This window comes from Salibacterium aidingense DSM 18341, assembly GCF_000429685.1.
Lineage (GTDB): Bacteria > Bacillota > Bacilli > Bacillales > Marinococcaceae > Salibacterium > Salibacterium aidingense.
The window spans coordinates 121,218-136,092 of record NZ_KE386940.1 but is presented as its reverse complement, the minus strand read 5'-3'; the positions used below and the strand labels follow the sequence as shown (position 1 = coordinate 136,092).

At 49.5% G+C, this 14,875-nt stretch carries 12 protein-coding genes; all 12 read right to left on the bottom strand.

Annotated elements, in window-relative coordinates; genetic code table 11:
* Positions 1–135 precede the first annotated feature (135 nt).
* The 12 genes from G475_RS0122730 to G475_RS26130 all read right to left on the bottom strand — a co-directional run bounded on the left by G475_RS0122730 (position 136) and on the right by G475_RS26130 (position 14,867).
* Positions 136–1,323: an aminotransferase-like domain-containing protein gene (locus G475_RS0122730; RefSeq protein WP_026703209.1), complete on the bottom strand. Its 1,188-nt coding sequence runs from the start codon at positions 1,321–1,323 to the stop codon at positions 136–138.
* A 119-nt stretch (positions 1,324–1,442) separates the two neighbouring features.
* A complete protein-coding gene (locus G475_RS0122725) occupies positions 1,443–2,492 on the bottom strand; it encodes a galactitol-1-phosphate 5-dehydrogenase (RefSeq protein WP_026703208.1) in 1,050 nt (349 codons plus the stop codon).
* A 2-nt stretch (positions 2,493–2,494) separates the two neighbouring features.
* Positions 2,495–2,668 (bottom strand): hypothetical protein, encoded by a 174-nt coding sequence (locus G475_RS27465; RefSeq protein WP_156911870.1) that lies wholly within the window; start codon positions 2,666–2,668, stop codon positions 2,495–2,497.
* Positions 2,669–2,682: 14 nt separating this feature from the next.
* A complete protein-coding gene (locus tag G475_RS0122715; protein ID WP_026703207.1) occupies positions 2,683–3,714 on the bottom strand; it encodes a zinc-binding dehydrogenase in 1,032 nt (343 codons plus the stop codon).
* An 18-nt stretch (positions 3,715–3,732) separates the two neighbouring features.
* Positions 3,733–4,995 carry a PTS galactitol transporter subunit IIC gene (locus tag G475_RS0122710; protein ID WP_026703206.1) on the bottom strand — a complete coding sequence of 421 codons (1,263 nt, stop codon included), beginning with the start codon at positions 4,993–4,995 and terminating at the stop codon, positions 3,733–3,735.
* Between the two features lie 126 nt (positions 4,996–5,121).
* Positions 5,122–5,403, bottom strand: coding sequence for a PTS sugar transporter subunit IIB (locus G475_RS0122705; RefSeq protein ID WP_026703205.1), 282 nt, complete (start codon positions 5,401–5,403; stop codon positions 5,122–5,124).
* On the bottom strand, positions 5,400–5,888 hold the full coding sequence (locus tag G475_RS0122700) for a PTS sugar transporter subunit IIA (RefSeq protein WP_026703204.1): 489 nt from the start codon (positions 5,886–5,888) through the stop codon (positions 5,400–5,402). The genes G475_RS0122705 and G475_RS0122700 overlap by 4 nt, the downstream gene beginning before the upstream one ends.
* Before the next feature lie 18 nt (positions 5,889–5,906).
* Positions 5,907–7,964, bottom strand: a complete 2,058-nt coding sequence (locus tag G475_RS0122695; protein WP_026703203.1) for a BglG family transcription antiterminator — start codon at positions 7,962–7,964, stop codon at positions 5,907–5,909.
* A gap of 222 nt (positions 7,965–8,186) precedes the next feature.
* Complete coding sequence (locus G475_RS0122685) at positions 8,187–9,176, bottom strand: Gfo/Idh/MocA family protein (RefSeq protein ID WP_026703202.1); 990 nt, start codon at positions 9,174–9,176, stop codon at positions 8,187–8,189.
* 369 nt (positions 9,177–9,545) lie between these two features.
* Complete coding sequence (locus G475_RS0122680) at positions 9,546–11,285, bottom strand: hydantoinase B/oxoprolinase family protein (RefSeq protein WP_026703201.1); 1,740 nt, start codon at positions 11,283–11,285, stop codon at positions 9,546–9,548.
* Positions 11,272–12,756, bottom strand: a complete 1,485-nt coding sequence (locus G475_RS26135) for a hydantoinase B/oxoprolinase family protein (RefSeq protein WP_051302841.1) — start codon at positions 12,754–12,756, stop codon at positions 11,272–11,274. The genes G475_RS0122680 and G475_RS26135 overlap by 14 nt, the downstream gene beginning before the upstream one ends.
* Entirely contained in the window at positions 12,753–14,867 is a 2,115-nt protein-coding gene (locus G475_RS26130; RefSeq protein WP_035712534.1) for a hydantoinase/oxoprolinase family protein, read from the bottom strand. The genes G475_RS26135 and G475_RS26130 overlap by 4 nt, the downstream gene beginning before the upstream one ends.
* Positions 14,868–14,875: the final 8 nt, after the last annotated feature.

The following is a 14,875-nucleotide window of genomic DNA, read 5'->3' as shown; positions in this document are numbered from 1 at the left end:
CGAGCCGTGCCCGCGGAAAGCGACCTATTTTGACGCAGCGATAGAACAATACACAAAAATCCGAACGATAATCGTTCGGATTTTTTGTCCTTGATAATGTTTTGTCCCAGACTCTTCTCCTTTATAACGTTCCTTTTATTTCTGCACCGGAGCGGTAGTCATAACCTCGACCAGGCGTTTCATACCTTCTTCGATCATTTCCGGTTCGGCGTTGGTAAAATTCAGGCGCATTGTGTTCTGGGCGGGCTGATTCACATAAAAGGGCGCCCCCGGTACGAAGGCCACGCCGTTGTCGACCGCGTCTTCGAGCAGTGCCTTCGTGTTGACGTATTTTGGCATCGATACCCAGAAAAACATGCCGCCTTTTGGTTCGGTGTAGTGAATATCGATGTCATCCGCCCGGTCAAATATGTCTTTCATCACATACATTCGTTCTTTATAGGACTGGCGCAGCTTGCGGATGTGGGCATCCAGATCAAAATTTTCGAGTAATTTGACCAGGGCGTGCTGCGAAAGCGAATTGGTGTGAAGATCGGTGGCCTGCTTGGCCTGAGACATCATGCGGATAATCTGGTACGGGCCCGTAATCCATCCGGTCCGCATCGCAGGAACGACTGTCTTGGAAAACGTGCTCGTATACACCACATATTTATTTTCATCAAGCGATGCGAGCGGCGGTACCTTGGCTGTTTCATCAAATTGGATGTCGCCGTAAGGATCGTCCTCAAACACAATGGTATGGTATTTTTCAGCAAGCCGAAGCAATTGTTTTCTCCGTTCGAGAGACCATACTTTGCCGTCTGGATTCGAATAGGTAGGTACGATATAAATGCATTTTGGCTTCAGCTGCTGGATTTTGGTTTCGAGATCTTCTTTGGTCATGCCGTCTTCGTCCGAATCCACCGGCACTACGTTCACTTCATAGGACTGAAACACCTGCAGTGCGGCAAGATACGTCGGGTTTTCCGTTAATACGATATCGCCGGGGTTGAACATAACCCGGGCGAATAAATCAATCGCCTGCTGGGAACCGGAAGTGATAAGCACATTGTCCGGCATCCGGTGAATTCCCTTTTCTGACATGCGTTCTGTTAATTTTTTCCGGAGAGCGGGGACTCCTTCTGTTTCTCCGTACTGAAGTGCTTTCGGATCTGTGTCGAGCGCCTTATTAAAAGCCTCCCGCACCTCTTCGACTGGAAACAACTTCTCATCCGGAAGGCCGCCTGCAAAGGAAATGACATCCCCCCTGTTAACCACCTTTAAAATATCCCGTACTGCGGATGACTGCATGTGATGAACACGTTTTGCAAAACCGTATTTCATGAATTTGTGCCCCTTTTTTCCATTAATGTATCGCTGCCTTCATTATAACACAGGGGCAGAAAATTCGGACATCTGAGGGAGAAGAAATCTCCAGCAGACCAGGCTTGCTGGAGATTTTTCTACGATTCCTGAGGATACAACAGAACTTTGCTGAAAAATTCTTCCCGCTTCAGAATCCGGTCAAATACTTCCGGCCCTTGTTCAAGGGGGAGACAGTGTGTAATCATGGGCGCGGCTTGAAGATCCCCTGTCTGCATGGACGTAAGCGAAGCGGTCCATTCCTTTCCTGGAAAAGGGGACGATACCGCATTCCAGCCTCCAAGAACGCGTAGTTCGTTTCGAACGATCCGCTCAAAATAATACCGATGCATCATAATATCATCATAAGGAATTCCCATATACACTACGTCCCCGCCTTTTTTAGGGAGAGCGAGCACCTGTGCCGAGGTTGCCGCCGCTCCGGCAGACTCCACGGCGATATCCACACCAGTACCGATTCGTTTCCGGAGATATTCCTCTGCGTTTTTCTCATCGGGACGGATGACCTCGTCTGCACCCAGCCGGCTGGCTGTAACAAGTTTGTTAGGGTCAATGTCGATCGCAAATACGGGAGACGCTCCAAAAATTTTTGCCCATTGCACGGTGAGCAGGCCGATATTTCCGCAGCCCAGGACCGCCACCGAATCACCAGGCTGCAAAGAGGAGCGGTAGAGAGCGTGCAGCACGACGGCAGACGGTTCCAGCAGGGCAGCCGTATCCATATCTATTCCTTTGGGCACCGGAAGTACATTGGCAGCAGGCAGTTTGGTTCTGGAGGCAAACGCTCCCGGCTGGAAAGCGCCAAGAACTGTGAGCTTTTCGCAGCGGGCTGGATTCCCCTTTCTGCATTCCTCACAAGCTCCGCACGGAAAAGCCGGGCAGCCGGCTACTGGATCTCCCGGCTGAACATGAGTGACACCGGAACCCGTTTCCAACACAATCCCGGAAAATTCGTGGCCGAATGTCATTCCTTTTACATAGGGGCCCAATTTGGCGTAGCGGGATAGATCTGATCCGCAGATACCGGCGGCTTTCACTTCGATAATGACGTCCTCCGGAGAAGAAAGGACCGGCTCCTCCGCTTCTTCCAGCCGGAGATCTTTTTTTCCGTGTAAATTTAAAGCCGGCATGGTCATGAAGACGATTCTCCTTTCTTCTGCGAAGCATCACTGCTGTATCGGCGTTTTATCATACTTATGATCGCTGCCATCACAATCAGGCTGTTCACCCAGAGCTGACTGGCTGCATACCATTCTCTAAGCGGCTGCAGAGGTCCGAGCATTGTATCCACCATGGTTTCTATCATGTTTATCCCTCTTTCTATTCCGCAGGTGTGAGGGTAACTTTTATCCCTCCACCATTTTTGATCGCATCATACGCTTCGTCCCACTGGGTGATATCAAACTCATGTGTAATTAACGATGTGGTGTCCACCTCACCCCGCCTCATTAAATCAAGACTTGGTTCCCAGTCAGCAGGCTTTTGGCTTCGGCTTCCTGTGAACTGAATCTCTTTTTGTATGATGGCGCTGACATTTAAGGAAATGGCTGCTTCCGGAAAAATTCCTACCTGAACAAACTGGCCTTTTTTTACAAGCAGGTCTAATCCTGTATTGGCCGCCGGCACCGCTCCCGTACATTCAAATACAATATCGGCGCCGTAACCGGAAGTATAGCGGTGAACCACCTCTTTAATATCCTGTTCTTCAATATTCACAGCTTCCTCTACCCCGAGTTCTTCTGCTTTCTTCAGCCGGGGATGGTCATGGGAGAGGCCGGTCATAATTACTGCGGCGCCTTTGCTTTTTGCCACTTGGGCTGTCAGCAGTCCGATTGGTCCCGGCCCGAGAACAACGACAACATCTCCTTCTTTGATGTCCGCCTTTTCCACCGCATGGCAGGCACAGGCCAGCGGTTCTGTTAAGGATGCGGATTTAAAATCAACCTCTTCCGGCAGCACATGCACGCTTTCCTTTTTGGCGATTAAGTAATTCGTATAGCCGCCATCCTGTTTGGATCCGAGGCCGATCCGGTGATTGCAGAGGTTGTAATCGCCGGATCGGCAGTATTTGCATTCCCCGCAGATCGAATAGGTCGTTTCTGAGGTAACCCGGTCTCCCGGCTTACATTCCGTGACGTTTTCGCCAGTCTCTACGACCACTCCCGAAAATTCATGGCCTAAAATAACCGGTGTTTTTACTTTATAATTTCCTTCATATGCATGCAGGTCGGACCCGCAGATGCCAGCGTATTTTACCTCAATTTTCACCTCGTTCTCTGAGGGGGACGGCTCCTTTACATCCTGCACATGAAGGTGGCCAAACCCTTCTTTTTCTTTAACCAGTGCTTTCATAACTGGGTTCCTCCTCCATTAACTGAATAATTGGAAAAATTTATAGATGACGTAGTTGATCATATTGCCGCCCTGGTCCAGGCTTGAAATCAAACTGGTCCCTTCCGGCATATCGAATTGGGCTCTTTCTCCCATCTGAGTGTGCACCTGAGCAATATCTGTTGCCATGTAAAGGGTTAGAGCAATCATTACGGTGCCGACAATCACGGAATGGATGATGTTTCCTCTGGCCGCTCCGACGATAAAGGCCACAATAAACGGGATGGTGGCAAGATCCCCAAAGGGAAGCACGCTGTTACCGGGCAGCAGAATCGCCAGCGCCACCGTGATGGGCACCAAAATCAAAGCCGTCGCAATAACCGCAGGATGACCGATGGCAACCGCTGCATCCAGGCCGATATAAATATCTTTGGCTCCGAACCTTTTCTGCAGCAGTTCTCTTGCTGACTGCGAAATCGGCATCAAGCCTTCCATCAGAATTTTTACCATTCGCGGCATCAACAGCATCACAGCTGCCATCGTAATACCAATATTAAAGACTTCTCCAACGGGATATCCGGCTAATATTCCCAATACAATACCAAGAAATAAACCGATGAAAATAGACTCCCCAAATACGCCAAAGCGCTGTTGAATGGTATCCGGATCGGCGTGCAGCTTTTTGATACCGGGTATTTTCTGTACGAGCCATACCAGTGGAATGCCAATTGGTGCGTAAGAGGCCGTACTTCCTGTTGCCACCGATACTCCCGGCAGGTCAAATTCCCTCTCCAACAGCGGAGCCGTCCAATCTGCAATTTTCAAACAGGCAATTTCAAAGAGCACGGCTGCAATTAATCCCTGAATGATGCTGTCCGTCATGGTATAAACAATACCGGCCATGAAAGCAAAGTGCCAAAAATTCCAAATGTCCACATTCATCGTTTTCGTTGTTTTTGTCACAAGCATAATAACGTTAACAAGTAATCCAAGTGGAATAATAAAAGCAGCTATGGGTATGCCCCATGATATGGTGGATGCAGCCGGCCAGCCGATATCAATCACATTTAACTCAACCCCAAGTCTTTCTACCATTGCTTCCGCCGCCGGGCCGAGGTTATCCACGAGCAGGCCGACGACCAGATTAATACCAACAAATGCCACCCCGATCGTGAGCCCTGACCGGAAAGCTTTTCCTACCTTTTGACCAAACCCGAGTCCCAAAAGAAATATAACGACGGGTAAAATAACGGTCGGCCCTATATCTAAAAATGCCTGGAAACCATCTATAATCCCCTGCACATTGGTTCCTCCTCTTTGCTTTATAATAATTCCATTTATAGAAAAAAATGTATATAATAAGGCGTGAAATCCAGTCCCCCCGGTGTTTCATCTACTCCGGGAGGTCCATTTCTATTTTTCTTCCTGCTATTGTTTCAGTGCGTCCAGAATTTCCTGTTCCGTTTCTTCGGTCCCGATACCTGTTAAGAAAGAGCGGGCATTGATGACCGGAAAAGGATAATCTTTTTTGGTAACGGTGGTAGTAACCAATAAGTCAGCCGAATCCTCGTATCCGGCAATCTCGGAAATTTTGCATTGAATCACTTCTGCCTCAATATCGTGATTTTTACACATTTTTTCGATTGCATCATTAACGACTGTTGATGTAGCTATCCCTGTTCCGCAGGCTACCAGTACTCTTTTTTTCATGTGGTTTCACCTCCTTGACGTGATAATTCCAGGGCTTCAGCCAGCGCTTTTTTTCTTTCCGTTTTGTCTTTCGTATTTTTATAGAATTCGAGCTGGTCTTTATCCTGGAAAATATTCATCAGTCGCTGCAGCATGTGGAGCTGGGTATGTTCGTCATCCATCGCCAGCATAAAAATGAGTTCGACCGGGGTGGTTTGCTCCCTTTCCCCCATCACACCGAAATCGACAGGATGGGCTAATACACCGACACTTAATGTTTTTGTTAATACGTGTTCTTTATCGGTGTGAGGGATAGCCACGGACGGTCCTTTCGTGGGAAGTCCTGTTGCATATTCGTTTTCACGGTCAATGACCGCCTGAATATAACTCTCGCTGACAAGTCCCTGCTGGTGTAAATTTGTGGCAAGCGTCCGCAGCACGCCTTCTTTCGTCGTTTCTCCCAGGTCGTCTAGAATCAGAGTTTCATCGATGTATAAACCGCTCACTGGCAGCACTCCTTCTCTCTATTCTTTGAGCGCGTAGTGTTGAAGAATTGCTTGAATCTCTTCGGTGGACGCTGCTCCCTTTATTTTTTCTATATCAGCCGGTGTTTGCGATAGTTTCATGATTTGGCGCAGTGCCTGTAGGTGGTGATGTTTATCGAGCGCTGCTAAGACAAATAGGAACTGTACGTCATGCGCTGCATCAAACCGGACAGGCGTATCCAATTTCAAAAAACTCATAGCCAGATGCTGAACCCCGGTTTCGGGATTCGCATGAGGAATAGCAATCTGGTTGCCAAGTACAAAGTAAGGATCATCCTGACCCTGGGCAAGCATGGCCTGCACATAATTTTCCGTAATACTATGATCCTTTAAAAGGGGGGCCGCGGCCGCCTCGACTGCCTCCCTCCAATTGCTGACCTTTTCTAGAAGTCTCATCCGCTCCGGTGTCACCAATTCATACAGCTGCGGTTTTACATCGACAGAGGGGTCGGGCGCAATCGGCTTCACATCCTGATCAATGTATTTTTCGATTTCTCTGCTGAGCGCTTTTTTGTTGGTGATATTGGCATACTTTTGTACAATGTCCATGATTGCTTCCACATCTAAGTGTTCCGGGGTATAGCCATGCAGTTCCGACATCACCTGCTGACGCAGCCGCTTTTTCTCCGAATAGCTCAGTATTTTATTAACGGGAAAAAGTTTCGCCTCCGTTTTTACAAAGACCGGAGAGAATACGACATCATAGTCCAGATCGTACTGTCTGAAATCCCGGACAGACAGAGCATCCAGAAAGACGAGCTCCGGAAACAAGTCTCTTAACTCTCCAAACAGAAGCCGTGATACAGACACCCCGTGTGGACAGACGACCAGAGCTTTTGTCTTGTCATGGATACTATCCCCTTGTTTTGTCAGCCACCCGCCGATCAGCATGGTCAAATAAGTAGTCTCGCTGTCAGGCATCGCTTCTCCTATTAACTTTTCCAGAGGTCCGGTAGACTGCTTTACAAGATGATGCAATTCCTGAAATTCCTCACTGATGGTGTACTGCCACTCATTGATTTCTGTTAATTTGTATTTCACCCGGTAATAAGCCGGTTTGACATGCAGCATCAGGCGTTGCAGCAGCTGATCCTTATTATGAAGGTAAATACAAGACCTTTTTTCAAAAGAAAGAAGCAGTTCCTCCAAGGCCTGTAGAAGATCGGGAATAGCTTCTTCCGTTAGATCTTCCGCCCAGTAGACATTGGCCGTTAAGAGATGGAGCGTGATAAATAATCTCTCCTCCACCGGCACATGCGGCCGTCCCTGCAATATTTCTTCGGTCGCTTTCCATTCTTTTGTATCCATCAGCTCTTCATAATGAATATAAAATGGGTCTATATAGTACTGCTGCTGGATTCTCCTTAATAGTAGAGAGAGAACATAAGGCATCGATTCCATCTTTTCATCGGTGAATTTCAGCTGTAATGTCTTCTCAATCCGTTGAATCGTCTCTTGAAAGGAGATAAGGTCTTCTTCCTGTAACTCAGCAATTTCCAGCATCCGGGTTTTAGCATGGGCATGTTCCATGACTTGATAGATCGTATTTATCAGAAGCTTTCGAATCAAAAATTCTTTTCCTTCGAGTTCATAGCCGCAGCGTCTCGTGTACGTAATGGCGACGCTATAGACGGCTGCCCGTTCCTGTGCCTTCTTGAGGTCACTGAGAACCGTATTTTTACTAACATCCAGCAAACTGGTGAAATGAATTAATGACAAATCTTCGTTTTTGCTTAACAATAGTAGTAAAATAAGATCTTCGCGTTCTTTTTCGCTATGAATATTGTCATCGATGGATTGCTGCTTTTCCGGAGTCAACAGGGTAGATAAAACCATGGGATCCACCATAAACAGCCCCTGCTTGGTCCGTTCGATTTTAGGAAGATTTTTTGCCTCCAGCCACCCATTGATTTTGTCAAAGCTGTATTTGATCTGCCTCCGGTTTAATACATATTTCCACTCTAAATCCTTGCTCTTTAACCCTGGATTCGTCATAATTTCATGGAGTAAATCACTGCTTCGCTGATCGAGCTGCATTGTCTCCCCCCTTTCCGTACTTGTATTGTAACACCGTTAAAACCCTTGATGTATGCGTTTTCATCCCATTCTCTTGCCCCAGTTTGTGTCACACACTGTGATCTTTTTTCAAAGACCCAAAAATTAAAAGCCCTGCTGAATCAACAAGATCCGTCAGGACTTCTGACAAAAAGAAAACCTGTCTGTTCGACAGGCTGGAAATAAATTGTAATGGAGACAAGACTAGGCGCCCCCGTCTCCATTTATGGCAACAACTTGGCCGGTGTGAGCTGATTTTAATGCCGCGGCGGTAATTTTCTGTGTTTTCAGGGCATCGCTGTAATCTGATTGGATTTCGGATGGATCCCCTGTCTTTACCGCTTCAATGAATGTTTCGTTTTCTTTCTCATATGGATTGTCCCGGTCATTATATTCTTCCAGCACCGTGCCGCTGTCGTGTTCAACGCGGTCCGGCTGCCAGCTCAGAATTCCGTCATCGGTATAGAACGTAATGCTGATATCATGAACATGCGGAGGCAGGACACACGTATTGGAGATATTAGCAATAACGCCGCTTTCCAATGTTAACGTCACCGTTCCTACATCGGCGATGGTGATATCATTCTCGTTTTTACCCAGGACTGTATTAGCAAAAACGGCATATACTTCTTTTACTTCGCCGGCCGTAAACCGGAGGAGATCGACGATATGGATCGTCTGTTCGTTAAACTGCCCCCCCGATTTCTCCTGATCTGTCCACCATGCCGTCTGCGGAAGACCGCTCATCCATTTGCCGGTTATCATGCCGATCTCCTGCAGCTCGAGAAAGTTCTTTAACGTCTGGGTGTTTTGTTTATAACGAAAATGATAGCCAACAGATGTGATCAGGGATTTTCCCTCAATCTGGCGGGCAAAATCCGCCGGCATGTCCGCTTCATTACTAAGCGGTTTTTCCACAAAAAATGGAATGTTCCGGTCGATTAGTTCCTGTTCGATCGATCCGTGCGACATCGGCGGGACGCAGATGTAAGCAGCATCCAACTGTTCCGTATCCAGCATTTTCACCAGATCATCATATCCTCTGGCGTTATCATAGTGATGGGCCATGTGGTCGGCTTTTTCCTGACTAGTACCGTAAAAAGCGGCAATGTTGACATCCCGCCGTTCGGAAAGGATGTCGGCATGTCTCTTACTAAAATTCCCCGTTCCCATAAATCCAACATGTATTGTCATTCGTATTCTCCTTTACGGCTTTATTCTTATTTTACCATTTCTGCATGTCTCCCTTCATCTCCTTTCCTTCTACTGTTTTTCATAAAGAATAATAAGGGTGGGACTTTGCCGGACATTTGTTCCGCTAAATGTTAATTTTAGATGACCTGTGGCGGTTTTTCGGACATTTATTCCGCTATCCGGGCTCTAGACCTCTCTTTTTACGAGGAAAAGGGGAAATAACGGAATAAATGTCCCATCCCCCTTTCAAAACAGAAAAAATCGACACACTAACGGAATAAATGTCCGAACGCCGTGCCAGGTTCTCCTCCTCAGAAGCATGCCGGATCCAATTAACATCAAAAAAATAGAGAAACAGTGACTGCTTCTCTATTCCCCGCGTGTTTTGCGTTCTTTTTTGGTGGCATCTTCGTTTATATCAAGAGTTTCTGGGTCAAACACGACACCGTAATCCCGGCGCGCACCTTCCAGGCTTACATAACCGTTCCAGACGTCTTTCTGAACAAGGAGGGGGTCGCGTTCCATCGGGCTGCCCCATCCCCCTCCGCCGGCTCGGTAAAATTGAATGATGCCTTCCGGCTCCATATGAATATTAAATGCCGTTTCTTTCACTTGAAGTTCTTCTCCGGTACTGTCCTGAACAATTACCTGATTGGAAGGAGCATCCCCCCCGCCGCAAAACCCTTTTGTCGTATTGCGGACGCCTGCCATCATGACGCTCGTCCAGCTTTCTTTCAGGTGCTGGATTTGAACATCCAGGCCGGGAGCTCCTCTCCAACGGCCGGCTCCGGTAAAGTCACTGCAGTATTCGTGCTTCAGCACGCGGCTCGGATACTGGATCTCATTCATTTCAATCGACGGAAGGATCACACCTGTCATTACAGGCGGGTACAAACCCCAGCCGTCTGTCTCGTAAGCAGCGCCGGCGCCGCCGGTATAGCCGAAGAAATTCAGGTTCACCCACGGGGTGCCGTCTTCATAATAGCCATTGCTGTAGGCCAGCGGAAGTTTATGAGCATTGACCCCGACCCGCGTTGGGGCTGGTTCGGATAACGCCAGCAGCACTGCCTCGGCAATCTCGGCTCCCGAACAGGCAGTGGCATGGCCGCACGGTGCCGGCAGTTCCGGGTTTACGACGGTACCTTTTGGGGCGGTGACTGTCACTGGATTCATGTACCCTTCATTAATCGGAATATCTTCGTCACAACAGGTGGATACCGCAACAAACGCAAATGATGTCGTATTGGACAAGGGACTGTTGATAAAACCTTCCGCCTGAGAGGAGGATCCTGTGAAATCAATATGCAGTTCTTCCCCTGACACTTCAATGTTGGCTTGAATTTTAATGTCCCGATTGCCCTGAAAATCATGGTCGGCATAGGTCGCAGCCGAATAGGTGCCGTCCGGCCAGGAACTTATCTCGCTGCGGACTCTCCGCTCCGTATAGGAAATCCGTTCATCAATCGCTTTCGCTACTTTTTCACCGGAGTAGCGGTCCAGCAGATCCTGGATGCGGCCTGCTGCCATTTTGCAGGCACCAATCATCGCATTTAAATCTCCCTCCAGCCAGTGGGAAAGCCGGTTGTTCGCAACGATAAGATCAAATGCATCCTCCCTTTTTTCGCCGCGTTCATAAATTTTCAGCGGCGGGATGCGGAGCCCGTCCTGCCAAATGTCTTTAGAATTCGGATTGTAGCCGCCGGCGACCGGACCGCCGTTATCACCCATATGACTGCGGACCGCCGGGAAAAGGACCGGCTTCCGGTTATAAAACACCGGTGTAACAATCGTCCAGTCAAGGCTGTGGGAACCGCCATGGTATGGGTCGTTGACTAGCAGTATATCCCCCGGATGCAGGTCATAACGGAAGGTATCGATCAATTCATTCACCGCTCCAACGATCGCATACAGATGCAGAGTGCAGCCTGGGGCCTGGGCGACAAGCCGGGATGTTTTCCCAGAAAGGTCAAAGATCCCGGTCGTAAAATCGTGCGCTTCATTAAAAAGCGGAGAGCGTGCGGTTCTTGTCACGGTTTCACTCATATCTCTTGCAATGGCATCCAGCGAACCACCAACAACCTGGGATAATATCATATCACTTTGACTCATCAGCAGCCCCTCCCTTTCCAGGATAATAAAACGTTACTTCTTCTCCAGTTCCAAACCGTTCTTCAGCGGCGCTCCGGGTGAAGGTGAACGGGTTTTCCATGGTTCGTTCCACATGGCCGTAATACCGATTTGCTGCTTCCGGCATTAGAATATTCATCATCACATCCTGCCCATCATTTTGAATGGATACGGCCATACCACCGTCCTCCTCTTTCCACTCCCGGGATGTCATGCGGAAACCGTAGTGAACTTCCAGTTCTTCAGCAGAAACGAGCCGGCGGCCGCCGAACAGGGCAGGCGGCCCCATTCCTTCAGGAGAGCGAGGATAACCCGGTATGAGAAATAGCGGTTCGATTTCTCTTTCGGTCCCAATCGGTGGAAACAGAACCGCCTGCGGGCCGGGGCCGTGTACCGGATCAATATCACGGGTTCCTTCAAAATCATGACAGGCTGCCATAACAGCCTCTGCTGTAAAGTGTCCGGTGATGATACCGCTGAATGCCGTTGCCGCCGGGAGGTTTGGGGACACAAGGGAGCCCTCGGGAAGGGTAAAAGTAAACGCCGACAACAGGCCCTCGTTAAGCGAAGGCTCTTCTTTAAGAGCGGCGATCAACGGCCATACCGCATAAGCTTTTGCAGACGCCCTGGTCATATTAAACGGTGCATTCGTTTGTACGGATGTGCCGGAAAAATCGAGATGCAGGCCGTCTTCGATCTGCTGGATAGTGACCGCTACTGCCAATGGCTCGCCGTCTGCTTGAAAGGACACCGACGCCTGCCCTGCAGGCTCTAATTCTGAAGGAAGCTCCCGCAAGGCCTGCTGTCTGGTATATTGAAATATTTCCTCCAGGTAATTTTCCATTTTTTCCGCTGGTATTTGTCCGTTGAGCTGCAGCAATTGTTTCTGCGCTGTCTGCAGGCAGGCGTGCATGGCTTCCAGATCCGCTTCCAGCACAGATGGTGCACGGGTGTTCGCCAGCAGGAAGTTCCACAGGTCCCGCTGCTTCACCCCCTGCTTGTATAATTTCAACGGTGTGACCCTTACACTTTCCTGCCACACTTCAAAAGCATCCGGATGAAAACCGCCCGGATATTCCCCGGACATATCTGCCATCTGCGCCCGGAGCACTGGAAATAAAATCAGTTCTCCTTCATAAAACAGGGGAGCTGCCATCGTGATGGTCTGGGCCTGGGTTCCACCGCTGTATGGATCCGCCGTCAGCAGTATATCCCCCTCGGCAATATCAAACGAAAAATAATCAAACAGAGCTGCGACACTTTCTTTTAACGCAAAGAGGTGACCAGCTTCCAATTGATGCTGCGCTGCCAGTTCCATGTCGCTTGTCATCACAGCCGCTGCAAAAGCCCGGTCCTGGGCTATCAGCGGGGAACGGGAAATCCGCTGAAACCGTTCCCCCATTTCCCGGGAAACGGCTTCTAGCTTGCTGTAGGCTACTTGTGCTTCAATCATGTATTCCACCCCGTCTGCAATCCGCTTTCCATCTGTTTTACTTCTATCACACAGTTACGGTACGCGTCGATTAATGCTTCCTGATTCGGATATACCACAATCGTTGTACCCCATTGTTCGATCACGCCCGGCCCTTCGATCAGGTTGCCTGGCTGAAGCCAGGAGCCGTCGTAAAAAGGCACTATGGCCGGCTCTTCGGAGAAGTACATGTTCCGCTCCCCGATTTTGGCCGGTGCCGGGTCTTCCGCCGCAAATGCTTCCTCTTCCATCGGGAGACGCTCGCGTACCCCGATTAAATCCAGGGACAAATTTAAAATCTCCACGTCCTGAGATAAATCCTTGTGCGCATATAATCGTTCATGCAAAGCATGAAAATCGGATAAGGTGGCTTCCATATTTAACGCGGTAATCCGTTTTGTCCGCGAACGTACGGGCACCGTCACTTCATGAACTTCGCCGGCATAACGCATCGCCACATAACGGTGGGCTTCAAACTGTCGTACGACATCCCCGCCTCCGAGTTTTTCCCGGGCGGTTTTCTCCATTTTTTCAAAATCCGCATTCATGCCTTCCAGATCGATATCCTGCAGGCGTTCGAATCTTGTTTTTAACTCGGTGACTTTCAGATTCGCCGCCACATCCCCCAGTGCACTGAAAACAGGTGCCTGCAGCGGGATGACAACGGTATTGATGCCTAAATCTTCCGCCTGTCTGCCGGCATGGATGGCACCAGCGCCTCCCATGGCCAACAGAGAAAAGCTGCGTGGGTCAAAGCCGCGCTGCGTTGTGACAAAACGTACCGCATTTGACATATCATTGTTGACAATCTCCGAAATCGCAAGCGCCGCTTCCACCGTCGACAGACCGAGCGGCTCCGCAATATTAGTACGGATCGCTTTTTCCGCAAGGTCCGCATCCAGCTTCATTTCCCCGCCGAGAAAATGGCCGGGATTAATATAGCCGAGAAATACGTTGACATCGGTCACGGTTGGTTCTGTTCCGCCTTGAGCATAGCAGGCCGGCCCCGGTACGGCACCGGCGCTTTTCGGTCCCACCTGCAGGGCACCGCCGTTGTCAATCCAGGCAATACTGCCGCCGCCGGAACCAACGGTATGAATATCCATCATTGGCAGGGCGACCCGGTAGCGGCTGATCCAGCTTTCCGTTGTCACTGTCGGTTCCAGGTTTTCAATGACCGATACGTCGTAGCTTGTACCGCCCATATCCACGGTTATCAAGTTCGGATGACCGGACCGGGCGCCGATAAAGGACGCGGCGGTCACTCCGCCGGCCGGACCGGACAACAACCCTCCGGCGGCAAATTTTCCGCTCTGGACAACATTCTGCACCCCGCCGTTCGACTGCATAACAAATAGTTCTCCCTCGAACTGATGCCCACGCAGCCTGGTTTCCAGGTGATTCAGGTAAGACTGCATGCCGGGTCCTGTATAGGCATTGACGACCGTGGTACTGACCCGCTCGAACTCCCGGATCTGCGGAAGTACTTCATGAGAAAGAGAAACAAACATCTCCGGTGCTTCTTCCTGCACAAGCTCGTACACACGTTGTTCGTGCTCCGAATTGACAAAACTGAACAGAAAGCTGACCGCCACCGCTTCTATTCCTTCTTTCTGAAATTCACGCAGCGCCTGGCGGACGGCATTTTCATCCAGTTCTGTCAGCACATTGCCTTCCTGATCAAGACGTTCCGGTATGCCGATCCGGAAACGGCGCGGCACGATCTGATACGGCGACTGCAGCCGTGCAGAAAAAACACTTTCTTTATAAGCACGCCGGAACTCAATTTCATCGCGGAATCCTTCCGTCGTAAGCAGTCCTGTTTTTGCCCCCTGATATTCCAAAAGGGTGTTCGTTGCAACGGTCGTTCCGTGAACGATAAGCGGACAGGCGGAAAGCATTCCGGAAAGAGTCCCCCCCGCCTTTTCCGCCACTTTTTCAATCCCGTCGACAACGCCATCTGACTGATCCGGTGTTGAAGGGGTTTTTGTGGTCACCATATTTCCTCTTGGATCTACCGCGACGACGTCGGTAAATGTGCCTCCAACATCCACGCCGATCACCCATGGACCGGCTTCTTCCCCTACAGCCATAAACGTCT

Bases quoted from the DNA above. Each gene is read 5' to 3' on its own strand.
- G475_RS27465 (WP_156911870.1), bottom strand. From the start codon at position 2,668: ATGATAGAAACCATGGTGGATACAATGCTCGGACCTCTGCAGCCGCTT.
- G475_RS0122695 (WP_026703203.1), bottom strand. From the start codon at position 7,964: ATGCAGCTCGATCAGCGAAGCAGTGATTTACTCCATGAAATTATGACG.
- G475_RS0122725 (WP_026703208.1), bottom strand. From the start codon at position 2,492: ATGCCGGCTTTAAATTTACACGGAAAAAAAGATCTCCGGCTGGAAGAA.
- G475_RS0122685 (WP_026703202.1), bottom strand. From the start codon at position 9,176: ATGACAATACATGTTGGATTTATGGGAACGGGGAATTTTAGTAAGAGA.
- G475_RS26130 (WP_035712534.1), bottom strand. From the start codon at position 14,867: ATGGCTGTAGGGGAAGAAGCCGGTCCATGGGTGATCGGCGTGGATGTT.
- G475_RS0122680 (WP_026703201.1), bottom strand. From the start codon at position 11,285: ATGAGTCAAAGTGATATGATATTATCCCAGGTTGTTGGTGGTTCGCTG.
- G475_RS26135 (WP_051302841.1), bottom strand. From the start codon at position 12,756: ATGATTGAAGCACAAGTAGCCTACAGCAAGCTAGAAGCCGTTTCCCGG.
- G475_RS0122730 (WP_026703209.1), bottom strand. From the start codon at position 1,323: ATGAAATACGGTTTTGCAAAACGTGTTCATCACATGCAGTCATCCGCA.
- G475_RS0122705 (WP_026703205.1), bottom strand. From the start codon at position 5,403: ATGAAAAAAAGAGTACTGGTAGCCTGCGGAACAGGGATAGCTACATCA.
- G475_RS0122715 (WP_026703207.1), bottom strand. From the start codon at position 3,714: ATGAAAGCACTGGTTAAAGAAAAAGAAGGGTTTGGCCACCTTCATGTG.